General features: G+C 40.9%; 25 protein-coding genes. 11 read left to right on the top strand and 14 right to left on the bottom strand.

The genetic code is table 11. The features are described from left to right. The first annotated feature begins 8 nt into the window (after positions 1–8). From AABI99_RS08155 to AABI99_RS08170, 4 genes are all read left to right on the top strand, one after another. Complete coding sequence (locus AABI99_RS08155; RefSeq protein WP_338365150.1) at positions 9–1256, top strand: exonuclease SbcCD subunit D C-terminal domain-containing protein; 1248 nt, start codon at positions 9–11, stop codon at positions 1254–1256. Then, on the top strand, positions 1253–4903 hold the full coding sequence (locus AABI99_RS08160; RefSeq protein ID WP_338365151.1) for an SbcC/MukB-like Walker B domain-containing protein: 3651 nt from the start codon (positions 1253–1255) through the stop codon (positions 4901–4903). The genes AABI99_RS08155 and AABI99_RS08160 overlap by 4 nt, the downstream gene beginning before the upstream one ends. Positions 4904–4914: 11 nt before the next feature. Beyond that, positions 4915–5571, top strand: a complete 657-nt coding sequence (locus AABI99_RS08165; protein ID WP_338365152.1) for a class I SAM-dependent methyltransferase — start codon at positions 4915–4917, stop codon at positions 5569–5571. Positions 5572–5734: 163 nt separating this feature from the next. Beyond that, positions 5735–6166, top strand: coding sequence for a hypothetical protein (locus AABI99_RS08170; RefSeq protein ID WP_338365153.1), 432 nt, complete (start codon positions 5735–5737; stop codon positions 6164–6166). Between the two features lie 63 nt (positions 6167–6229). Here AABI99_RS08170 and AABI99_RS08175 read toward each other — a convergent pair whose 3' ends face one another. Genes AABI99_RS08175 through AABI99_RS08185 form a run of 3 tightly spaced genes read right to left on the bottom strand, consistent with a single transcriptional unit; the run spans position 6230 to position 7645 of the window. After that, a complete protein-coding gene (locus AABI99_RS08175; protein WP_338365154.1) occupies positions 6230–6628 on the bottom strand; it encodes an ACT domain-containing protein in 399 nt (132 codons plus the stop codon). A 17-nt stretch (positions 6629–6645) separates the two neighbouring features. Next, positions 6646–7188, bottom strand: coding sequence for a hypothetical protein (locus AABI99_RS08180; protein ID WP_338365155.1), 543 nt, complete (start codon positions 7186–7188; stop codon positions 6646–6648). A 1-nt stretch (position 7189) separates the two neighbouring features. Continuing rightward, positions 7190–7645 carry a YaiI/YqxD family protein gene (locus AABI99_RS08185; protein ID WP_055013495.1) on the bottom strand — a complete coding sequence of 152 codons (456 nt, stop codon included), beginning with the start codon at positions 7643–7645 and terminating at the stop codon, positions 7190–7192. Positions 7646–7765: 120 nt separating this feature from the next. Between AABI99_RS08185 and AABI99_RS08190 the strand changes: the two genes are divergently transcribed. Next, entirely contained in the window at positions 7766–8287 is a 522-nt protein-coding gene (locus AABI99_RS08190; protein ID WP_338365156.1) for a lipocalin family protein, read from the top strand. Positions 8288–8522: 235 nt separating this feature from the next. Here the strand turns inward: AABI99_RS08190 and AABI99_RS08195 are convergent, their stop codons facing one another. From AABI99_RS08195 to AABI99_RS08205, 3 genes are read right to left on the bottom strand one after another with little or no spacing between them, the layout of a single operon-like run. Further along, complete coding sequence (locus AABI99_RS08195; RefSeq protein WP_338365157.1) at positions 8523–8864, bottom strand: DUF3325 domain-containing protein; 342 nt, start codon at positions 8862–8864, stop codon at positions 8523–8525. Beyond that, positions 8861–10456, bottom strand: coding sequence for a PepSY-associated TM helix domain-containing protein (locus AABI99_RS08200; protein ID WP_338365158.1), 1596 nt, complete (start codon positions 10454–10456; stop codon positions 8861–8863). Before AABI99_RS08200 ends, AABI99_RS08195 begins: the two co-directional genes overlap by 4 nt. Continuing rightward, a complete protein-coding gene (locus AABI99_RS08205; RefSeq protein WP_338365159.1) occupies positions 10453–10791 on the bottom strand; it encodes a hypothetical protein in 339 nt (112 codons plus the stop codon). The genes AABI99_RS08200 and AABI99_RS08205 overlap by 4 nt, the downstream gene beginning before the upstream one ends. A 214-nt stretch (positions 10792–11005) precedes the next feature. Here AABI99_RS08205 and AABI99_RS08210 point away from each other — a divergent pair, with 214 nt between their 5' ends. Next, positions 11006–11362 (top strand): VOC family protein, encoded by a 357-nt coding sequence (locus AABI99_RS08210; RefSeq protein ID WP_338365160.1) that lies wholly within the window; start codon positions 11006–11008, stop codon positions 11360–11362. Between the two features lie 150 nt (positions 11363–11512). Further along, positions 11513–12103, top strand: coding sequence for a uracil-DNA glycosylase family protein (locus AABI99_RS08215; RefSeq protein WP_338365161.1), 591 nt, complete (start codon positions 11513–11515; stop codon positions 12101–12103). Between the two features lie 268 nt (positions 12104–12371). On the opposite strand, the gene AABI99_RS08220 is transcribed toward AABI99_RS08215, so the two are convergent. Further along, positions 12372–12944, bottom strand: a complete 573-nt coding sequence (locus AABI99_RS08220) for a short-chain dehydrogenase (protein ID WP_338365162.1) — start codon at positions 12942–12944, stop codon at positions 12372–12374. Positions 12945–13137: 193 nt separating this feature from the next. Here AABI99_RS08220 and arfB point away from each other — a divergent pair, with 193 nt between their 5' ends. Next, on the top strand, positions 13138–13551 hold the full coding sequence (gene arfB, locus AABI99_RS08225) for an alternative ribosome rescue aminoacyl-tRNA hydrolase ArfB (RefSeq protein ID WP_338365163.1): 414 nt from the start codon (positions 13138–13140) through the stop codon (positions 13549–13551). A gap of 78 nt (positions 13552–13629) precedes the next feature. Here the strand turns inward: arfB and AABI99_RS08230 are convergent, their stop codons facing one another. The 5 genes from AABI99_RS08230 to AABI99_RS08250 all read right to left on the bottom strand — a co-directional run bounded on the left by AABI99_RS08230 (position 13630) and on the right by AABI99_RS08250 (position 17857). Further along, on the bottom strand, positions 13630–14679 hold the full coding sequence (locus AABI99_RS08230) for a DUF2955 domain-containing protein (RefSeq protein ID WP_338365164.1): 1050 nt from the start codon (positions 14677–14679) through the stop codon (positions 13630–13632). A 10-nt stretch (positions 14680–14689) separates the two neighbouring features. Beyond that, positions 14690–15754: an HlyD family secretion protein gene (locus AABI99_RS08235; RefSeq protein WP_338365165.1), complete on the bottom strand. Its 1065-nt coding sequence runs from the start codon at positions 15752–15754 to the stop codon at positions 14690–14692. An 8-nt stretch (positions 15755–15762) separates the two neighbouring features. Beyond that, the gene (locus AABI99_RS08240; protein WP_338365166.1) at positions 15763–16236 is read right to left on the bottom strand and encodes a MarR family transcriptional regulator; all 474 of its coding nucleotides are present in this window, start codon (positions 16234–16236) and stop codon (positions 15763–15765) included. 120 nt (positions 16237–16356) lie between these two features. Then, entirely contained in the window at positions 16357–17241 is an 885-nt protein-coding gene (locus tag AABI99_RS08245) for a fused MFS/spermidine synthase (RefSeq protein WP_338365167.1), read from the bottom strand. Beyond that, the gene (locus tag AABI99_RS08250; protein ID WP_338365168.1) at positions 17234–17857 is read right to left on the bottom strand and encodes a fused MFS/spermidine synthase; all 624 of its coding nucleotides are present in this window, start codon (positions 17855–17857) and stop codon (positions 17234–17236) included. Before AABI99_RS08250 ends, AABI99_RS08245 begins: the two co-directional genes overlap by 8 nt. Before the next feature lie 164 nt (positions 17858–18021). Between AABI99_RS08250 and AABI99_RS08255 the strand changes: the two genes are divergently transcribed. After that, positions 18022–20103, top strand: a complete 2082-nt coding sequence (locus tag AABI99_RS08255) for a TonB-dependent siderophore receptor (protein WP_338365169.1) — start codon at positions 18022–18024, stop codon at positions 20101–20103. A gap of 77 nt (positions 20104–20180) precedes the next feature. Here the strand turns inward: AABI99_RS08255 and AABI99_RS08260 are convergent, their stop codons facing one another. Continuing rightward, positions 20181–21056, bottom strand: a complete 876-nt coding sequence (locus AABI99_RS08260) for a LysR family transcriptional regulator (RefSeq protein WP_338365170.1) — start codon at positions 21054–21056, stop codon at positions 20181–20183. A gap of 108 nt (positions 21057–21164) precedes the next feature. Between AABI99_RS08260 and AABI99_RS08265 the strand changes: the two genes are divergently transcribed. Further along, a complete protein-coding gene (locus tag AABI99_RS08265) occupies positions 21165–21881 on the top strand; it encodes a hypothetical protein (protein ID WP_338365171.1) in 717 nt (238 codons plus the stop codon). 160 nt (positions 21882–22041) lie between these two features. Here the strand turns inward: AABI99_RS08265 and AABI99_RS08270 are convergent, their stop codons facing one another. Further along, the gene (locus AABI99_RS08270) at positions 22042–22263 is read right to left on the bottom strand and encodes a gamma-glutamylcyclotransferase (protein ID WP_338365172.1); all 222 of its coding nucleotides are present in this window, start codon (positions 22261–22263) and stop codon (positions 22042–22044) included. A 221-nt stretch (positions 22264–22484) separates the two neighbouring features. On the opposite strand from AABI99_RS08270, the gene AABI99_RS08275 reads away from it, so the two are divergent. Next, positions 22485–23459: a transposase gene (locus tag AABI99_RS08275; protein WP_338365173.1), complete on the top strand. Its 975-nt coding sequence runs from the start codon at positions 22485–22487 to the stop codon at positions 23457–23459. Positions 23460–23655: the final 196 nt, after the last annotated feature.

Consider the following 23655-nt stretch of genomic DNA (forward strand, 5'->3'; position numbering starts at 1 on the left):
AGCGCGATATGAAAGTTCTCCACACCTCAGACTGGCACCTAGGCCAACAGTTTTACGAACATGACCGCCGTGATGAGCACGCCGCATTTTTTACTTGGTTACTTAACAACCTCGTTGAGCAACACATAGATATTCTTTTAGTTGCCGGCGACATTTATCATACAGCCACCCCCAGTGCCAGCGCCGAAAATCAACTCTATCAATTTATAAAAGACGCGAAAAAGCGTTGCCCGCAATTGCATGTGGTTATTATTGCTGGCAATCACGACTCAGCAAATCGTATTCTCGCCGCTCAACCATTGCTAGCACAATTTGACACCCATGTTGTTGGCCGTTTTGATGTATCAGCGCCAAGTGATATTACTTTAGAAATAAATACCAATAATAAACGCGCTGTAGTCGTCGCTATGCCTTTTTTACGCAACAGTGATATTAGCTCACTTTGTCAAACCAAAAACGGCCCTAGTTACGCACACGGCGTTGCAAAAGCATACGCCAGCGCTCTTGAGCATGCCTACAGTATTAATGAACAAAACTCGCCGCTTATTGTGATGGGGCACTTACATGCCAAAGGTGGCGATATTTCAAGTGATTCTGAGCGAAATTTAGTGATTGGTGGTGAAGAGTCAATTTCAGCTAATGTGTTTGGTACTAAGGCTAACTATGTAGCATTAGGGCATTTACATAAGGCGCAAAAGGTTGCTAAAAATGAGGCTATTCGCTACAGCGGCACGCCTATTCCTATGTCGTTTTCAGAACGTAACTACACACACCAAGTTAATGTAATAGAATTTAAAAACGATGAAAAACAATCAATTAGCACATCTGTAAACCCCCTTTACATTCCTCGTTCTGCCGAGGTAATTATTTTGCCAGAAGGGGAGTGTTTGCCATTAAAGGAGTTATGCGAACAAATTAAAGCGCTTGATACATCAAACTATACTATTGCCCCTTATTTACGCGTTAAGCTTAAGTCAAGTGACACCGACACTTCATTTAGAGAGCAAATAGAGCAAGCACTTGAAGGTAAAAACGTAAAATTTTGCGGCATTGAACGGGTACGAGAGCAAGCTACAACAAGCGATAGCAGTGCCGTATTTGAAGATTTAAGCGAAATTGAAATGCTCAACCCATTAAACTTATTAGAACAAGCCTTTGCAAACGATAAAGACATGGCCGGTCAAGCTGTGCCAAATGAACTAAAAGCGCTGCTAAATGATGTAGTAAGTGAGCTGACGGAGCAAGAACAACTATGAAAATAACCGCCGTACGCATACATAACTTAGCCTCAATAGTCGATGCCGAAATCGACTTTACTCAAGCTCCCTTAAAAGACGCAGGCTTATTTGCCATAACCGGCGATACCGGCGCAGGAAAAAGTACTTTTTTAGATGCTATTTGTTTGGCGCTTTATACCAAAACAGCAAGGCTAAAAGGTGATAAAGGCAACTTAATAGATTTTAACGGCGACAGTATAAAATTAAACGATGCGCGTAATTTATTACGCCGAGGCAAATGGGAAGGTTTTGCCGAAGTTGATTTTATAGGGCAAGATAAAGCATTATACCGTGCACGTTATTCAATACAACGTACCCACAAAAAGGCAACAGGCAAGCTAAAAGTAGCTGAACATACGTTAGTAACCTTGCCCGATGAAACTCTCATTGCTGATAAAAGCCAAACTATAAAAGTAGTAGAGAGTAAAATAGGGCTGAGCTTTGATCAGTTTTCGCGGGCGGTATTATTAGCGCAGCACGAATTTGCCGCCTTTTTAAAAGCCACAGGCGATGAACGCGCACAACTTTTAGAATGTTTAACTGGCACCGATAAATTTAGTTTAATTGGTAAACGTATTTTTGAGCGTAATAAAGAATTCAAAGATAAATTTGATTTACTTAATGCCGGCCTTACAAGCTATACCTTGTTAAGTGATGACGAGCTAACAGCTAAACAAACCCTGCGCGATGAGTTACTTAAAAAAATTGAGCAAACAAAAAAAGCGCATGCAGCAACAGAGCAAAATTTAAATTGGTACAAGCAAGCTGCTAGTTTATCGCAAGCTCTTGAACACGCAATAAAGCAGCAACAACACGCGCAGCAGCAGCTTGATTCAATAGCTCAGCAATCTGAGCAAGCAAAGCAAGCACAAAGCGCGCTTGAAATAAAAGACAACCGCAAACGTCATCAATATTTAACGGCGCAAAATAAAACACTTAGTACGCAAATAAGCGATTTAAAAGCGATTGATCATGCTGCGCTTATAGAAGAGCAGGCCGCAACACTTACAACACAGCAAAGCGAGTTAAAAACAGCGCAAGAGCAAAAGCAATCTGCTGAACCTATTATTGCTAAAGCCCGCGAGCTCGACAGCCAACTTGCTATACACGCACAAACCATTAAAAACCTAACTCAGCAAAGCGAAAAAGAGCAGCAGCAACTTAGCGAATTACACACGCAGTTCACGCAAAGCCAAAATGCACTTGATGAGGCAACAAAACTCAGCACTGGGCATCAAACGTGGTTAAACGAACACACACAGCTTAAGCCACTGGCTAATGATTGGAATTATTACCAACACAGCTTTAATACGTTTTTAAGTGCCAATGAGCAACTAAAAGCCTCCGATTCGCAAAACAAACAGCTGTTAGAAGAGCAAACTAAACAAGCGGCGCGGTTAGCAGAGCAAACTAAAAAAGTAGCGATGCACGAGCAACAACTAGCGCAGCAACAAAAAGATCTTAACCAGCTAAATGAACAACAACGCCAATTTAATATTGAACAGTGCGATAACAAACTTAAAAATATTGAATATTTAAAAGATCAGCGCTTGCGCTATCAGCAGTTTAATCAAGAAATAAAAAACAGCACACAACAACAAGCAGCAGTTGCGGCCAAGCTTTTACACAGCGAGCAAACACAAGCAACACTGCAACAAAACCTAGCCTCGTGCGAGCAAGCGCTTAAGCACAGTGAATATGCATTAAACCAAGCTCGCCTGCGTGCCAGCGAAAACGTAGCGCATTTACGCACGCAGCTTACTCCTAACGAGCCCTGTGTTGTGTGCGGTGCAAAAGAGCACCCCTATGCCACTAATCAAAACCCGCAATTAAACAACTTAATAGCCGATTTTGAAACAAGTTATAATCAGGCTAAGCAGCAGTACGATAGCGCCCAAGCTAAGCTGCATCAGCACCAAACACAACATGCGGTCCTTATCACTGAACATACTCAACACGGCCAAGCTATACAAAACGCACAGGCAAAGCAGCTAGAGATTAAAACGACAATGCAAGGGGCGCGAACAGAGCTTAACGAGTTAACAGCACAGCAGCTTGATGAAACCTACACGCAGCTTAGCACTCAAAAGTCGCGCTATTTTGAGTCACAAAAACAGCAAACTGCCCTGCAAGATAAAGTAAATCAGCTAATAAATAACTTAAAAGCCGAGCAACATACACAGCAGCAAGTGAATAATCAGCATGTTGAATTAACCAATAAGCTTGGCCAAATAAGCACTAAACGCGCAGAGCTAAATACACAAATTAGCGAGCTTACCAACACGCTTAATACACAGTTTGAGCACAGTCACTTTTGGCAGCAGTTGCAAAACAATACCCTTAATATGCGCGATTTAAACCAGCAGGTTGAGCAGTACCAACAAACTCAAACGCAACTTGAACAAAGTCAAAAACAAATAGGCAGCGCTGAACAGCAATTGCAGCAACTCACACCGTTAATTGTTAAATGTGAGCAGGCGCTTAAAGGTTTAAATACCGATTTAGCCAAAGCGCAACAGCTGCAAAATACAACGCAACAAGAGCGCCTCGCATTATTTAATAACGCGCAAACAAGCGCCGACGAGTATCAAGCAACAATCAATGCCCAGCTTGAACAATGCCAAGCTCAGTTAACATGCAGCCAGCAAGCGTACGATAACGCAATTAAACAACGCGATGAACATGCCATTGAGCTTAAAAATGCAGAGCAACGTTTAGCAGATCAAAGCACTGAACTTAAAGCACTTGTAGAGCGCTTTGACGAGTGGTTTAGTGAGTTTAAAGCCCAGTATAATGAGGCTACAGTTGAGCAGATCACTATTTTACTAACCTTGAGCAATGAGCAAGTTAAAGAGCATTTAAATCAGTATGAGCAGCGAAAAGCGGCACTTAGCGATGCCAATGCCGCACTTAAACAGCAACAAAAGGCGCAAACAGATCATCAAAATACTAACAAGCCATCGCAAAGCCAAGCCGAACTTAGCCAGCACTTAGCTGAATTAGACACTGAGCAAACCACTCTCCAAAATAGTTTGCTTGCTACTAATACCGCGCTTGAACAACACAACCAAAATGCTAACGCGCTGGCAGGCAAACAAGCCGAGCTAGCAGCGCTTAAAAAGCAAGTTGAACAGTGGCATGTGCTAAATAAAGTGCTGGGCGATGCAACCGGTAAAACCATGCGTAATTTAGCGCAAACACAAACGTTAAAAATACTCCTGCACTATGCTAATAGTCACTTAAAAACACTAAATAAGCGTTACGAGCTTACAGCTATTGCGCAATCGCTCGATATTGCCATTATTGACCGCGATATGGCCGACGAACAACGCTCGGTTAATACGCTCTCCGGTGGTGAATCATTTTTAGTATCACTAGCACTGGCATTGGGGCTTGCATCGCTTTCGTCAAATAAAGTGCAAATCAACTCTTTGTTTATTGACGAAGGGTTTGGTACGTTAGATAGCGAAACACTCAGCGTTGCTATGGACGCGCTCGATTCGTTACAAGCGCAAGGCCGCAAAGTAGGGGTTATATCGCATGTGAGTGAAATGAGTGAACGCGTAGCCACGCAAGTACATGTAAGTAAAAAAAGTGGTGGATACTCCACTGTTGAAGTTTTATAAAGGAGTTAAACATGCCAACATTTACAGGCGAGCAAGCAACACATTACAACAACCGCATTACCCGTTTAGTCCCAGGGTATGAGTTATTACACCAACTTACAAATGCACAAATTAAAGCCACTCTTAAAGACAACGCGCATATTTTAGTTGTAGGGGCGGGCACCGGCAAAGAAATACTTGCCCTTGCCGCACTTAACCCCACTTGGCAATTTACCGCGCAAGACACCTCTAGTGATATGCTCACCATTGCTAAACAAGCATTTGAAGAGCACGGCATAAGTAGCCGCGTAAACGTTATTGAAGGCGAACTTAATAAGCTATCGGCTAAAGCTGATGCGGCGCTATGCCTACTTGTTTTGCACTTTTTAAAAGACGATGGCAGCAAAAAACAGCTACTCAAAAACATTAAAGCTAGTTTAAATAAAGGCGCAAACCTATTTATTAGCGATTTAATGAAACCCGAAACCGACTTTGAACGTGAAGCGCAAATTACTGTGTGTGCCAACTTAGGCTTAAGTGACGCAGGGCAAGCCTACACAGCTCAAAACTTAGAAAGTGAATTTTACCCACTTGATAGAATGCGCCTTAGCGAGCTACTTAACGAGTGTAAATACGGCATTCCTAAGCTTTATTTTAAAGCGCTTGGATTTAGTGGATACGTTGTTTAATAATATAAAATTTAAGTAACATAACCCCAAAACACCGAGTATGCATACTCGGTGTTTTAGCTTATACACATCTTTACAGTTCCTAACAGCTACAAACAAACTCCTCACATATTTTTTATGCTCGCATGCTTACTATCTCATTAAATATTTAAAAGGGTTCAACATGAAAAAGTATCTTATCGCGGTATTACTACTCTCAGGCTGCGCATCACAAGGGGTAGATCGAAACAATCAAAACCAAATAGTTAAGCGTTACTACGCATCAGTAGAATCAATGCAACCTGTAACGCTTTCATCTGAAGTAGGCACAGGCATAGCAGCAGGCGCTGGGTTTGGCTTTGTAGACAGCTTAGATGGTAACACTGAAGAAATGCTCGGAGGAGCGATAATTGGTGGGTTAGTAGGAGGGTTATTTACCGCATTATTTGAAGGCGGTAATGACGCCTATCAATATAATTTATACGCTGGCAAGGAGGGCGAATTTACTGTAATTCAAAAGCAAAAACTCGATAAAAACACGCAATGTGTAGCCGTAACTGCAGCTGATAAAGTAAAACTGGAGCCTGTAGCGCAGCACTTTTGCAGCAATAAATAAAACAAAAGCCGATACTGCAATATCGGCTTTGTGTTTGACCTTAGCTGATCATATTTATGCAAACTAAATATTACCAATCTCACCAAGTGCTTTCATCGCGGCCTTTGCTTTATCTGTTTGTACAAAAATATGGTCGTGATAAAACGCAGCTACCACATTGGCACTAATATTATGCTCGGTTAATTTAGCCGAAACCGCAGCCGTTAATCCAACGGCCTCTAAGCTTGAGTGTACGTTAAGGGTAATTAAATTATATTTACTCTCGTAAGTAATACCGGCTTTGTCGGCGGTATCTGCATTTAAAATAAGGGTTAGGCCTTCTTCTTCAACATAACTGGCAAGCGGGTTTAAATGAACGTAGTCGGCAAGGCTACCTGCTAAACAGCAAAATATATATTCACCTTGTTTAAGCTCGGGGTTCATTGATTTTAATAACGTATTTAGCTCTAAAATTCCCGCCATGTTGACTCCTTACATTTTCAATTAAATGTTTTAAGCTTGGCAACTAGCTCGCTTAATCGAGCTATTTTAATATTACTTAACTGCCTGTAATCAAAGTACGGGCACACAATAATGTGATTCGTTGTATCAATTGCAAACTCATCGTCGAGCCAATTAAATTGCGCATTAAGCTTACCTTGCTGTAGTAAGTTTTTTGCATGCGTACGACCAGCAATAATATGCAGCTGATTTTTATTAGTGCAGTTAATAATGGGTGCACTAAACAAAAGGGCTGTTTTACTGTTTTTTTGCAACAAAAAAGAATCGCGATACGCTTGCCAACTATCGGCTTGTTTAGCAAAGCGGTAATGTTCACTCGGTAGCGCAAATAATACTTTAGCGTATACGTTAAACACCTTGCGCCAACCATTTCCACAGTGTTGATTTATGGTATTTATTTGCTCGTTTATTACAGGCTCAACACTTTGCAAAGTTTCAAAGTAGGGCATAGGCGGCGCTTTAGCAACATATACGGCTACGCTAAAGGCTTGCTCACCTAAGCCTATTAGTGGCTCACTCACACTAACTCGCCTTTTTTTGCGCTAAAATACGGTCGAGGTTATTGGCAAAGTTTTGGCGGTCGGTTTGGCTAAGCGGTGGTGGTCCGCCACTCATTTCAACGCCGCTTGAGCGCATAGTATCCATAAAGTCGCGTACGTTTAATAACGAGCGAATATTCTCTGGCGTGTAAAGCTCACCACGCGGATTGAGTGCTTGGGCTCCGTTATCAATCACTTCGCTGGCAAGGGGAATGTCGCCAGTAATAACTAAATCACCTTTTTCTACGCGTTTTACTATTTCGTTATCGGCTACATCAAACCCGCTTGAAACTTGTACGCGGCTAATAAACTTTGAAGGCGGAATGCGCATTGCATGGTTAGCCACTAAAATGGTTGGTGTTTGCGTACGTTCAGCGGCTCTAAACAGTATTTCTTTTATAACCACGGGGCACGCGTCGGCATCTACCCATATTTTCATGCTGTAATCTTGTAATTGCTCTAGTATTTAGCTGATCCTATAGCAATTTATTTTAATCGGCTAGCAAACTTTATTGGCTTAGCGCCGTACAAACACTATCACTTTTAAAAAGGAGCTTTCATGAAGGCCATTACGACTATTTTACTCATAACAGGGTTATTTTTACTCACTGCCTGCACAAGCGCACCAGAGGGCATTACCCCCGTTAAAAACTTTGACCTTGAACAGTACAAAGGTCAGTGGTACGAAATTGCCCGTCTTGATCACTCATTCGAAGAGGGCATGGAGCAAGTCACCGCGACCTACACAGTAAATAACGACGGCACAGTGGAGGTGCTTAACAAAGGGTTTATAACCAAAGAGCAAAAGTGGGATGAAGCGCAGGGCTTAGCTAAATTTGTAGAAGGCAGTGACACAGGGCATTTTAAAGTGTCGTTTTTTGGCCCATTTTATGGTGCTTACGTAATTTTTGAGCTTGATCAAGACGACTACCAATATGCGTTTATAACAAGTTACAACCGTGATTATTTATGGTTTTTATCGCGCACACCTACAGTGAGCGATGAGCTTAAACAACATTTTATAGCTAAAGCAAACAGATTAGGCTTTGCTACAGAGCAAATTATTTGGGTTAAACAGTAGGATATTTAGCTATGTAAAGGGGCTTTACAGTTGTTGAGCAAATGATTGTTACAGCTGTAATAAAACCTTCATTTCACTGTAAGGTAAGTTAAATATGTTAGGGCTATATTAGCTGCACTTGCAACGAGACAGGCAAGTGTTGGACATACTGAGTATCCCCCTATTGTTGGCAAGCTTTATAGCTTGCCATTTTTTTGCCTAAAACAACGACTTTTTGAGATCAAGTTTTTACTAACTAAAAGGTATTTATTAGCAAAAATACTCCTGAAGAGCCAATAAGTAGCATATTTAAAACACTAAACGGCTTAATTAAATTTTCTATAAAATTATAAAAAACCATTATAATTAATACACTTAGACTCATAAAGCCACAAAACAGTAGAGCACCATACCCCTGCTGCGTAATCACGCAAAGAAGCAAACTTAGTAAAATACTGATCCAAGCGACTATTAACAGCATATTACTTTGTTGCTGAGACGGGCGTATTTTAAATGCTGTTTTAAAATGCGCTGATTTTGCCAGCGCAAAACTATTAAAAGCAAATAAACAAAGGCTGAAACTGAGTAAATCAATCATGCTTTTTGCCTTTTAGTTGTGTTTGAACGGCTATTAGAGGAGGCATTTTTAGCTTTAACGGGAGTACGTAATTTTTCGGTTTGAACTAAAAACAATATACTAAATAGTAAAAATAGCGCATCAAATATAAATAATGCCCACTGTTTGTGCATTAAGTAACTAACAATATTGCCATTAGTTGTAAGCGCGTTGATTACAGGCACGCTTAAACACGCAAGTGCATTTATGGCAGCCATTACCCGCCATTGCAGCCTATCTCGTTTCAATAATGCAACAACGCCAACCACTAACCAGGTTAAAAAGAATGCTGTCACTTCTTTATCGTCGCGCCCTGCAAGCGTTGGGCTGAGCATTCTATTAGCAATGAAAAATGCACAGGTTGCTAGCGGTAACCCCATAATAGTGGCTAGGTTTAGGCCCTCGACCAACTGTAAACCAAACGAAGGCTTGCCTTTATTACGCTCGCGTATGCGTTTTGCCCACATTACGCAGCCAGAAGCTATCATTACACAACCCGCAATACCGCCAAGTACGTATAACCAACGCAGTAGTGGCGTAGCAAATCGCCCTGTATGCATAGAGTTAAGTGACTCATAAAGTGCTTTACTGCTGCTAAGTTCGTCATCAGTTTGTGCAACTAATTCACCACTCACACCACTAAATAACAATCTTGGACTTTGATCTCGCAGTGCTTTTTTAGGGCTTACCAATACCGTTACCGTTGAGGCGGCCATATTAGGTTTACTCACCTGAACACGCGTAATATCTGCATCTGGCCACTTAGTATAAACTTGATCCAAGATAGTGTTTATAGGAAGCAAATCTGCACTGCCTTGCGCTTTATTAGTCACTTTATTGCTAGGTGTTACATCGTTAAAAAAGCCACGTACGCCATTGTCGTAGGCTGTTAATGCTGGGTAGGGGAATAGCATAAATATAAGCGTAATGATGCCTGTATAAGTAATCATTAAGTGAAACGGCAAAGCAAGTACAGAGCTTAAGTTATGTGCATCTAACCAAGAGCGTACGCCTTTTCCACGTCTAAACGTGAACATATCTTTAAATATGCGCTTATGAATGACCACGCCGGTTATAATTGCTAGCAACATAAAAAAGCTGGCAAAGCACACGACCCAGCGCCCTGTTATGGCATCTAAATAATAAAGCTGATAATGCAATCGGTAAAAAAAGTTGCCGCCTTTACTTTCCACAAAAGGCGCTAGTTCTTGCATTGTATTAGGGTCTAATTGCGTATTTACATACTGGCTGCGGCGTTGGCCTGGCTCTTTAGGTTTTGCATAGCCATACACTAAATACGGTATACGCTCTTCAGGTAACGTAATACGCCATCCGGGAGAGTTTTCAGCGTGCTGATTTAAATACTCAACGCCTTTAATAATTTGCTGTCTTTGTGCAGCGACTCTGTCTGTTTGTGCTTGCACATTGTGTATTGCGGGTTGATTCCAAAGGTTTATTTCATCTCTAAAAAAGCTAACCGTGCCTGCAAAAAATATTGTGTAAATAATCCAGCAAGTAAGTAGGCCCACCCACGTATGTAGCCAGGTCATCGACCTAAAAAAATTATCCTTCATAACCATCCTTTAAGTAAGGCTAATAAAGCCATAAAAATGCCAATACTTAGTAGAATACTGATCCATACAGTTTTTAACGACTTTACAGAAAACGCATAAATAAACACTAAGGCATAAATTAAAATACTGATAGATACACACAGTAAGACGGCATCTTGTTTAGCAATTGGTAGCAACACGCTTAATAATGAAATACTTGCTGCGGTAAACGCATAACCGCCCACTATGGCAATAAAAAAACGTAAAAACACTAACACCCTGTAGCTGCTCGCAGCTTTGATAAACGCAGCTAGGTTAGTTTTTGTAAAAGGAGCAAAGTGCAGTGGTGCCTGCATAATTAACGAATCCCTTATTCAAATACGAAAATAAAAATAAGTCGTTATTATAAAGCTTACAAATACAAAAGATAGCGATTCTCATTTGTATATTTTAGCTAATTTCACAATGGCTTTGCACGCGTTAGTAAAATAGTGATCTGTAGCATTATTGCTTAGCTACTTCCGAAGGTTTACAGTATCTAATACTGGCAAGCTACAGAGCAAAATTATAATGACTAACCACGAAAAACTAAATTATGTAGAGTTTCCCGCAGGCGATTTAACAGCCACAAAAAGCTTTTTTACTAACGTGTTTAATTGGCAGTTTACCGACTACGGCCCAGAGTACACGGCGTTTAGCGGCCAAGGGCTTGATGGCGGTTTTTTTAATGCACCGCTTAAATCGCTTACTCAAAATGGGGCTGCACTGCTGATTTTTTACAGTAACGATATTCACGCAACTTATAAAAAAGTTGAGCAGCATGGTGGTAAAATCGTAAAGCCTATTTTTGAGTTTCCGGGTGGTTGCCGATTTCATTTTACAGAGCCTAGTGGTAACGAATTTGCCGTATGGTCTGAAAAACACTAAGTATGGCAAGGGCTACAGCGCTGTTTTAAACAGAGATCACAATTTTACCAACTACTGGCCGTTTTAATTAAAATAAACCGATTTTTTACCAACTCATTGGGTCAAAATGGCCATTTAGAATAAATATTAAGCATTTAGGGCCAAGTAAACATGAATACCAGCCAATTAATACAACAAGTTAGTAAATGTGTGATCTGTGAACCTCATTTACCATTAGGTGCTCGCCCCGTCATACAGTTTAATGCCAATGCGCGTATTTTAATTGCCGGCCAAGCACCAGGTGTAAAAGTACACGAAACTGGCAAACCTTTTAACGATGCCAGCGGAAACCGCCTGCGAGAATGGCTAGGGCTCAGTGCTGAAGAGTTTTACGATGCCCAAAAAATAGCTATTTTACCTATGGGCTTTTGTTACCCTGGTAAAGGTAAGTCGGGCGATTTACCCCCGCGTAAAGAATGTGCCCCCGCATGGAGGGAGCAATTACTGGACGCTTTGCCAAATTTAGAACTTACAATCATGCTTGGTAAGTATGCACAGGCGTATCATTTACCGCATACTAAAAACAAACCTCTAACCGAGTTAGTAAAATCGTGGCGTGAGTATTGGCCACAGTATTTAGTGTTACCGCACCCAAGCCCTCGCAATAATATTTGGCTTAAAAAGAACCCATGGTTTGCACAAGATGTACTGTCTGAACTTGCTGAACGCGTTGCTGCAATATTAAATAAAAACCCAAAATAAATCATACAGTTATACACTTGTAAAGGGGCTTTACATGTGTTGTTTATACAAACAGCACATGTTAAAAGAAACTTATTATGAAAAAGCCAACAGCTTTGTGCCAAACTGGCTAAGGGTAGGGCACTCCTGCGCTAGATTTTACACATAGCGCCACTCAGTACACTTAATAAAATGTCGTAATCATTTAAAATTTGGGCATTAAAAAAGGTGGCAAATGCCACCTTTTGTGTAAGTGCTTACTTAACCTCAGTTTAGGTTATTTGTAAAGTTATAGTAGTGCAAAAATCTTTTGCAGTTGTGGCATATACTCGCCCACAAGCTCAAGGTTGTTTTCGCTTACTAGTGGGTCAGTCGCTTCTTCTGCTGCGCTTGAAGCTTTACCAAACGCCCCCATCAGTGAACTAGCGTCACTGCTTTTGGCACTTTTAAGGCTTTGTAGGCCACCCATTACTTTATTTGCTGTTTCTTGGTTTTCAGCTGAAAGGCCCGATTTGAGGTTTTCGATGTAAGCCATAGATACCTCAGAACTCACAGAGACTAACTCCTCTGGCGAAAAACCGTAACGGTTAGTAATATCGGCAAAGCTTTTATATAAACCTTGTTCTTTAATCATGCTCAGTGCGCTGTTTGCAAGCGAGCTTTGCTCTTCAACACTTTGATCGGCAGAGCCACCTAGCATGCTTGCTAAATCAAGGTTTTTTAAGGAATCTTGGCTGCTTGCCCAGCTAGAAACAGCCGGCAGTGCTTTCATGTAACTTTGTAATTGGCCTTCGCTAATATCTTCAGCAAGGCTTGAAAAACTCATTGCGAGTAAGCTAAGTGATACAAGTATTTTTTTCATGGGGCGTTTCCTATTATTTATCTAACGCTATCTAAAACTAAATGTAAGTGCTTGCCAATACAAAACTAAAGTATTAGGTGCATTTAAGCTACAAAGTAGTATAAATACTCTAACACCCTACAACTTAAGCTGATTCAGCACAAATATAGTTACTAATGTTATACTGCATTTTTGTCGATAAGAGCTGAACGCAATGTTAACTATTTCAAATACTGTCACTATAGATGAATGGGAACTAGAGCTAACCGCTATTCGTTCGCAAGGTGCCGGTGGTCAAAACGTTAACAAAGTAGCCAGTGCCATTCATTTACGCTTTGATATTAACCGCTCAAAGTTACCCGACTTTTACAAAGAGCGACTATTAAAACTAAACGACTCACGCATTACAAAAGAGGGCGTAGTGGTAATTAAAGCGCAGAGCTTTCGTACCCAAGAGCTTAATCGCGAGGATGCACTAAAGCGTTTAAAAGAGTTAATTTTAAGCGCAACCAAAGTAAACAAAGCCCGCCGTGCAACCAAACCAAGCCGCAGCTCGCAGCGCAAACGCATGGATAAAAAAACCAAGCACGGGCAAACCAAAGCCCTGCGCGGCAGCATTAAGTTTTAATTCTAAGTTTAAAAATATATAGCTCACAACATTGAAAATTACGCCTGCAGCTTTTATTTAGCCGTAGGCGTGAGTGGGTTATTCGTAGGTATGATGACGAGTTGCACTAAAGCGATTTAATATATGGTGCATTACATACACCGCAGATAAACTAGCCACAATAGCCACCGCAACAGAGCTAAAGCGATACATGGCGCTATAAACAAGGTCTTGCCCGGGGCCTAGAGAGTTGCCAAACAAAATACCAAACGTGGTTAACACACCAAACCCTATACCCGGTGCGCCGCCACCAATAATATGAAAACGGCTAAACACAAACGATAATGTCCATAGTATAAGTACCGGAAACAATAAAAAATCGGTGTGGTTATACAATAACACTTGCGCTAACAACGCCGCATTACACCCAATGAGTGTGCCAATAGCACGCTGCCAACCCGCCATACCTGCCGCTTTCCAGCACAGCGAAAACAAAATTAATACCGATGAGGCTTGCGCCGATATTGAATCTTGCAAATCAAGCACCTGAAATACTACAAACGAAAGCGTAGCGACCGTAGCGCACAGTAGTACCTCATGGCGAATACTCTCTTTAGATTTAGCGGGTACCGCCCGCACGGCACGCGCGGTTACATCGGGGAAAATCCCATGCATAGCAAAAGCAATAGCCGTAGAGAGTAGGGTTGCCAAGCCATTACTTAAAATAAGCGGATATACGCTGCTGCTACCGGTTACATAACTTGAAAAGTGCAGCTGAATAGATAACCCCACCACGCCTAGTGCGCCAAATAAAAAAGCCGCGCCTGAGCTCATTTGATAAAACAAAAAGCAAAACGCTAAAAATACAATAAGGGTCATTAACACAGGCAAATGCGAAAATAAGCCCTGCATAATTAACACCATCGGAATGCTAATGGCGGCACTGGCTAAAAACTGGCGCACAATGTGTTTATTTAACACCGGCACTAAACCGAGTAGCAACATAGGGTAAACAGTAAAAAATATACCGTATGGCCAGTTCATTAACTTACTGATAGTAAACCCTAAGGTACAACCGCCGGCTATGCGTAGCGCTTGGCGTAACCCATTTGAGTCTAATTGAGGTGCTTGACTAACTGCTTGAGTCATACGGCCTCCATTAATAAATGTAGTGTAGCCAGCTAATAAACCTAATTTGCGCCGATGCTAACCACTGGCCAATTGTTGACTCTGGCAATAGTTGTACAGTAGCACGTGCGCCACTTGGCATATTTGCAATTAATTTGGCGTTATTTGGCATCACTAAATGAATACGCTGACGCTGGGCATCGCGTACCCAGCGATTACTGGTTTCGGTGCTACTTAGCACGCCATTGGCGTTGAGTTGCCCGTCGCTAACACCTGCCTCAAATGTGCTTATATACGCGTTGTAAACCTCACCTGGGCGGCTATCAAATACCACTCGCGCTTGACTACCTGGCTTCATATTGAGTAATGATTTTTCTCTAAAATCGGCAACTAGGTCGGCCTTATTAGCCACAATAGCTAATAGCGGGCTACCGGTTACCGCATAGGCGCCGTCAAGTAGTTGTAAGTTAGACACCACACCCGCACTTAGCGCACGTACTTGGGTGTAGGATAAGTTAAGCTCAGCCTGTGCTAATTGGTTTGCAGCGTGGCGAAGCGCTAAATTTTGCGCGCCGCTTTCGCCACGTGCAAGTACTGCCTCGGCCAATTGCGCTTCTAATGAGGCGACATTTGATTTACTTGCTTCAAAGTTAGCTTTAATGCTTTCAAGCTCTTGCTCAGAAATAGAGCGTTGCTTATATAATGCTTCGCCACGATTATTGAGTAATTTCTGTTCGTGCAGCTTTGCTTTGGCCGCCGAAATTTGCGCCTCAAGTGCTTTTACATTGGTATCTAGGCGTTTATTTTGTAGTTTGGCATCGTCAAGGGCGAGCTGTGCTTGCTCTAGTGCTAATTTATACGGTTTTGGGTCTATTTCAAATAGTACATCGCCCGCTTTTACAGTTTGGTTATTAGCTACTAATACGTTAGTTACACGGCCACTTATTTGCGGTGCTATTTGCACAACAGGGTGATAAACCCGTGCCTGTGGTGTTACCGGCATGAACATGTCGGCCATTAAATAATAAATAAATACAATTACAAAAGCCCCTAATGAGAGCCTTACATAACGTGTAAATTTTTGATCCGGGGTCATTACGTGCTTTACCCTTTAACTTGGTTTTGAATACAGTTTAGTGCGTTTTTTTCTATTTCAACTATGCCTCGCGCAAGTGCATCGAGCTGCTCAGTGCTTAGCCCACTGTATAGCTGGCTTTTAATATCAATGAGTTTTTCGTTTAGCGACTGTAAAATTGCCCCACCTTGCTCGGTAAAATAAATTTTTTTGCTGCGTTTATCGTGCTCATCAACTTTACGGGTAATTAAACGTTGCTCTTCTAATTGCTTTAATGTGCGGGTAAGCGAGGGCATTTCTATTCCTAAACTCTGCGCAAGCTCAAGCTGTGTTATGCCCTCGCCCAACATATTTATATGGGTTAGCGCCGTCCAGCGCGATTGCGTAAGCCCTAAAGGCTCTACAGCTAAAGTGATGGCCTCGCGGCATAGCCTATGAACCCGCCCCATGTTACCAATAATGGTTAAATCGAGCGTTTCGTGAAAAGGTTTTTGAGTAGTCATAACCACCTCAAACTAGTTAGCATGCTAAGTACTTTAACATTAGTTAGCGTGCTAAGTAAATATTGAGGGGTGTTGCAAACAAAAAAAGCCCCAAAACTGGGGCTAAATAAATTTGTAGATTTAAAAGTTAAGGAGGTTAGCAGGGGAGTACTGATCGGTGAGCACTTTTGTATTGGCAGGCCAATCTTGATTATTTTTACTGCTTTGCATGTAGGTACGAATTACTTTTAAATCTACGTCGTACTTTTTTAAACGCGGATTAAGTGCGTTGATTCGCTGATTAATTTGCGCCTCAGTAGGCATAGTGTTTACACCCGCTAAAATAATACGGTTAGAGCGATTAGGGCGGCTTACGTTAATAAAATCACCAAATACGCTATGGTACGTTGCCGACTCATGCGCGTATAGTTTGCTGCTCGAAAACGTATTAGCTGCAATTACACCCCCATCAGCGAGTACGCTTTTAACTTCTTCAAAAAACTCTTTAGTAAGTAAATGCTCAGGGATGTAGTCGCCGTTAAATGCATCAAGAATAATCCAGTCATACTTTTGCTTTTTAATAGCGGCGCGCTTTATAAATATACGGCCGTCTTGCACGCTTGATGTAACGTTGTCGGTTTCTATAAAATTAAAGTAATCGCGCGCGACTTTTAAAACCGCGGGGTCTATTTCAATGTTGTGAATGTTAGCTTTGGGGTAAAGCGCATGAATAACATTAGACAGCGTACCGCCCCCTAAGCCAATAATGAGTACATTTTTAGGGTTATCAGTAACCAAAAGGCTGGAAAATGTAAGCTTGGTATAGTTAAAAACCAGTTTGTCGGGGTCATTTTTATACATGCAGCTTTGGCTGGTTTGGCTACTTTTTGTGTTAAATTTTAAGCAGCGTAGGTCGCGTGTTTCATCAACAATAATATTGCGATATAAAGAGCGCTCCTCGTGTATTACATCGCTTAGCGCCGCTGCTGAGAACACACTAACTGCTAAGAGCAAATATTTAAGCATGGGCCAACTCCTTATTACCTGAAATATTATTAATAACAATAGCCAATATGCCAAGTAAGCCAAGCGTAGAAGCAAATGCACTAATTATGGTATTTACATCGAACGCCAGTACAAAATAAAATGAAGTGATAATAGTGCCCAAGGCGCTACCGAGCGTACTTACAAAGTATAAAATACCTGCCACTTGGCCACTTTTATGGCTGTCGGTAACCAGTAAACGCACCGAGTAAGGTGAGATCATGCCTAAAATGACGGTAGGAATAAAAAACAAAGCCGTAGAGGCCAGTAGCGAACCGTAGCGTGTATCTTCAATGTGAGTAAAAATAAATTCCATTATTGGCTGCGAAAAAAGCGTAATAGGCACCACCATGATACTGGCTATTAAAAATATTAAACCATACTTTGTAAGCGATGCATTTTTAGTACTGAGCTTACCACCCAGTAAATAGCCAAAAGAAAGGCTAAGCATAAATACGGTAATTATACTGCCCCAAATATGTACACTACTGCCAAAAAAAGGCGCTAATATGCGCCCACCTAAAAGCTCAATACCCATAATGCAAAAACCACTGCAAAAGGCTAAAAAGTAAATTAATACGTTTGTTTTTATGCTCATAAAATTATCGTTATGTAACCTAAATAGAACACCATACTAACGTGATGTATACAAAGCTGCTAATGCAATTTTTAAATTTAAAAAAAGTCTTTTTGTTATAAAGTAACACATGCTAAACTTATCGTTATAATATCACATTTGTTTATTCTTATTTATTAATCATCATGAAGTATTCTTTAATTTATTTAGCCTGTTTAGGCCTTAGTGCGCAAACATTTGCACAAGCACAAACCGAAGAAATTGAGAAAATATCGGTTACTTACAAGCAAGCTTACCGCGGCGACATTCCTCAAAAGCAAATGCCACAGTCTATTGTAAGTGTTAACAGCGCTGCACTTGATCAAAAAGGCATTACCAGATTACAAGACGCACTTGATTTTTCGGCGAGCATTTCACGCAAAAATAACAGCGGTGCATTATGGGATAGCTTTTCTATTCGTGGTCTTTCGGGTAACGAAAACATGCCATCGGGCTATTTAATTAATGGCTTTAGCGGTGGGCGTGGTTTTAGCGGTCCGCGCGATGTTTCAAACATTGATTACATTGAGGTATTAAAAGGCCCAGGCTCAGCACTTTATGGGCGCTCAGAGCCCGGCGGTACTGTAAATATTGTGACTAAAAAACCTCAGTTTGAGCCGCAAGGTGAGCTAAAACTAAGCCTAGGTAGCGACAGCTTTAACCGTGTTGAAGGTGATTACACAAACGGCATAAACGACAACACTGCGTTTAGAATAAATGGCGCATGGCAAGATAGCGACAGCTACCGCGATGAGGTATACACAAATAAAAAGGTAATTACCCCCTCGATTTATCACCAAATAAACGCATCAACCAGCGTTACTTACGAGTTTGAATACGTAGATTTAGCGCAGCTATTTGACCGCGGTGTTGTTGTACTTAATAACGATTTTGACACCGTACCAAACTCGCGTTATTTAGGTAACCCAAACGATGGCGACACGCAAGTGTATTCGCGTGGTCATCAAGTTACATTAAATCATGATATTAATGACGATTGGTCGTTGGTTGCCGGTGCAAACTACCGCAGCTCTACATTAACGGGGTTTTCGTCGGATGCTGAGCTTTCGCCATCTCGTCAGTCGTTATTTGACGACGGCCGCACACTTACTCGCCAACAACGCTACCGCGACTACGAAGTAGAAGATACAAGCGTAAAGTTTGAACTCAGCGGCAGTGTAGATACAGCTGGTATTACGCATCATTTATTAATAGGTACTGATGCCTACAAATACGATTTGCGCACTGCGCTTTCACGCTACCGTGGCGGTAACGGTACTTATACTGTTGATATTTTTGAGCCAAATTACGATGTTGAGCGCCCAGCTGTAAGTCTGCTTTACGAAAACGACGAAGAGCAAAAGGCATACGGTATTTATGTTCAAGACCAAATGGATATTACCGATAAGTTTAAGCTATTGGTGGGCCTAAGGTTTGACAGCGTTGACCAAGACATTTTAGAAACCAACAGCGGGGTGTTTTCAACCAGCTCTGAAAGCCAAGTAAGCCCGCGTGTAGGCTTAGTGTACGAGCTAAATGATGCATTAACCTTATACAGCAGTTACTCAGAAGGCTTTTTACCACTAAGTGGTACAGATGCTAGCGGCGACCCGTTTGGCTTTGAATACAGTGACTCATTTGAAGTAGGCGCTAAGTTTGACTACTTAGGCATAAACGGTACTTTCGCCATTTTTGATGCGTCTAAAAGTAATATGTTAGTAGCAGACCCTGTAAACGTTGGTTTTTCGGCGCCTATTGGTAAAGCTGATAGTAAAGGGGTTGAGCTCGATTTAAGCACCTATATTACTGATGCAACGGCGTTTAACTTATCGTACGCCTACATTGATGCCACCACTGCCAACGACATCATTAATGCCGATTGGGGCGTGCCAATTGAAAAAGGCAGCCCACTGGTAAATGTACCAAAAAATAACCTAAATCTTACGCTTAGCCATCAAACAGCATTAATGGGTAAAGAGCTTGAATTTGGCGCAAGCTACCAATACACCAGCAGCCGTTTAGGTGATGCCGCCGATTTAAGTTTTACACTACCAAGCTACCAATTAGTGGGCGTGTTTGGCAACGTAAACTTAACCGAGCAAACCGAGCTTAATATTAGTGTTAATAACATTTTTGATGAAGATTACGCTGAAAGCAGCTACAACGCGTTATGGGTTTACCCAGGTGCGCCAACGCAATTTAAAATGTCGTTAGCGTATAATTTTTAATAGCTAGTAAATTAAAGTTTTCATCCTAAAGCGTCTTAATGTAGTGGTTAAGGCGCTTTATATTTTTAAGCGCTTTTTTATAAAGAAAGCATAAGTTTATTAAGCCAACCATCGGCCTTTGAAGGTTTGTATACCATTACAATGTCTTCATTGTAATGACTGTTAACCCCCTTTACAGTTAGCTTTTTAAGCCCCAAATCGTCAATTACAAAGTTAGGTAAATACACTAACGCCAAGCCACTTTGTACTACCTCTATTAACGCACTGTAATCGCTACATCTAAATACAATATTGCGCGGGGCAATATCGTCTTGCCAGCCGTCGGAGCCAATACCTTGCTCAAGACCGCACAGGGGTGAAAACAGCGGGCATGCAAAAGCAAGCTCTACTAATTGGTTTTTATTGAGTGTTGAAACGCCTTTTTGTACAAGCTGATGCGAAGCATGCGCAGCCACACTAAACCCAGTATTAAATACATCAACCGCCGCTAAATTAGCAAGTGCGCTACTATTTAATGCTTCGCGAGTAACCAATGCAATATGCACGGAGCCTGATGCCACTTGCTTTATGGCTTCACCTTCAAATACGTTATTAATACGCACCGAGCAGGGCTGGTTATTAAGTGCGATAAGCAGCTTTTTTAGGCCGCTTTTAAGCAAAATGGCAGGGCCTGCAATAACCGCATTAAATTTGTGATTATCGCTTTTAAAACGGCTAGTAAGCTGCTGGTAATTATGAACTAAATCACTACTGTGCTTAACAAACTCTTTGCCTTTATCATTTAAAACAAGCGTTTTACCTACACGGTTAAACAGCTCCGTGGCTAAGTTTGCCTCAACCTTTTTTAGCGTTTTAGAAAGCGCTCCTGGGGTAATATTGAAATGCTTAGCGGTTGTGTGCAGATTTTGCGAACTCGCCATATGAATTACTTTTTCAATGTCGTCTAAATGCATGGCGTTAAACCTTATTGATAAAAAGGAAATAAATAGTGACTTATTATCGATTATTTATACATAAAAACCAGCTTATAGTAACGCTATATTGATTTTTTGAGCGTTAACATGAAACACATACTGCTAGTTTTTATTTTATTTTCGAGCGCAGTGCTTGCAAACACACCTCAGCAAAATGCGCACGACACACACAAAGCCCACAGCTACGTGGGATTTCATGGCATGGCGCTTATACTGGCAGGCGATAAAGTAATTGCCAGCCACATGCCTTTATACGCCCCTCCACACGACTACCAAATTGTGTATGAAGTAATTAATGAAGACACCCACCCTAAAAGTAAAAGCAGCACTCAACTTGAAACTATCAAAAACATTTTAAAAAAAGCAGCTGACGAGCAACGTAAGATCACTATTTTACCAACCAAATTTGACCTACATTTATTAATAAATAAGAAGACACCCACCTTAAATGTAACTGTATTTAACGGCCATTTTGAACGCGGTGGCAAAGCACTTTTTACTACCAAGCTAACTTTTAAAAACCCGCTATACGTTGGAAAAATAACGACCAATAAAGCACAAAAAAATGCGTTTGAGTTAATAAAGCTAACAGCGCAGCAAGGTTTGGTAATTCATAAAATACAAAGCAAGCCAAGCTATGACTCACTAAACTTAGTGCCGCTCAATAGGGGTGAATACAACCTGGAGTTAAAGTGTGACGATGCAGTAAATACTTTGGTGAATGCTGCGATTAGAAGCAAGCTAGAGGCGTGTTTTAAAAGCCTACCAAGCTATTTAGAAACAAAAGACTTTGCGGTTAATTAATTTATAAATAGCCAGCGCTTGAGCTTTAAAAGCGCTGGTTTATAAAGTGTTACTTAGTATTTAATGAGTACACGTTTGCCTGAACATACTCACCATTGTGTAACTTAACTTGCGTTAATATACGAGAGTAAGCCTCGCCTTCAAACTCATCGAGCTCTGCTCAATGATTTTTTAAATTAGTAGAGCTAAACACATAGCCTTTTATCTCTTGGCCTGACTCATCTAATACCAGTGCAGGAAAGCCCATTTTGGCACCCCAGCCTTCGTTAATTAAATTACCTACTACACAGCCTTCTTCAAAAGTGCCGCCAATATTGGCAAGAATATGCTCGTTTGGGTGACCAGGGCACAAAGTACCATATACAAATAACGCTTCTAACAAGTAGGCTCCTAAAATTATGACTAATTACTACTTTTTATGAGGTTACAGGTTAAGTAATCGCTTACAAAAACTCTACTAATAATTTATTTTTTAAAATGCTATTTTAGTAAATAAAATAACTTTAGCTATTAAGAAAGTTATAAAGACACCCACTGTTAATTTTGTACTTTAACCATTTAACAACTAATGTTTATTTAGATCAATAAACAAACAGGTGCTAAATGGCTATTGCAAGAAAACGCCAAATAAGTTTGGCCGATACAAAATACTATCACTGTATTTCACGCTGTGTACGCCATGCTTATTTATGCGGCGAGGATTCATTAACGGGTAAATCTTACGAACATCGAAGGGGTTGGGTAGAGAAAAAACTATTTAGCCTCGCTAAAATATTTTGTATTGATATATGTGCTTACGCAGTTATGAGCAATCATACGCATATTGTGCTTTATGTTGATGATAAAAAAGCAAATAGGTTAAATGACAAAGCCATAGTGCTGCGCTGGCACAAGCTTTGTAAAGGTACACCATTAACGCAAAAGTTTTTACAAGGTGAGGAGCTTAGTAATACTGAGCGCTACTTTTTAAGCCAAACTATTATTCAATACAGAGACAGGTTATCTAGCATTAGCTGGTTTATGCGCGTTTTAAACGAACATATTGCCCGAAAAGCTAATAAAGAAGATAAATGCACTGGCCGGTTTTGGGAAGGGCGGTTTAAATCACAAGCTCTACTTGATGAAGCAGCCCTTGCAGCTTGTATGGCTTACGTTGATCTAAACCCAATTAGAGCAAAAGTAGCTAATACTCCTGAAGACTCAAACTTTACCAGTGTGCAAAAGCGAATTAAGAGCGCAGAAAATGCAAAGCAACCTAAACAACTTTTAAAGTTTGCATGTAAGCCTCGTAAGCTTATGCCAAAAGGTTTACCGTTCGAGCTTAAATATTACCTCGAGTTAGTTGAGCTCACTGGGCGCATTATTCGCGATGATAAACCAGGCTTTATTGAAAACACCCAGCTCCCCTTATTAGAAAGAGTAAACATATCACAAGAGAATTGGTTAAAACTTACTACTGATTTTACCCGCGTATTTCACGGCGCTGTAGGTAAGCCGCAATCACATGTAAGTTATTGTGAGCATTTAAATAAAAAGCGACGAGTAAATTATAGTAATTGTAAAAAACTACTAGCCTAAAACCTTCTTAATAGTTTTAAAACTGCCTAGCTGCAGGTTTAAGCATGTCCTTAATTTAGCTAACCACGTAAATAACAGCACATTTTTAAAATAACCACCGTAAATGCCTCTAAATAAGCCATTAGCTTATGAGTTTTTAAAGTTGCCTGATTTATTAAGCCGATTTATTTAAAAATTAAGATGGGTGTCATTTTAA

Origin of the sequence: uncultured Pseudoalteromonas sp. (assembly GCF_963922945.1) — a bacterium.
In the GTDB taxonomy this organism is placed as follows: domain Bacteria; phylum Pseudomonadota; class Gammaproteobacteria; order Enterobacterales; family Alteromonadaceae; genus Pseudoalteromonas.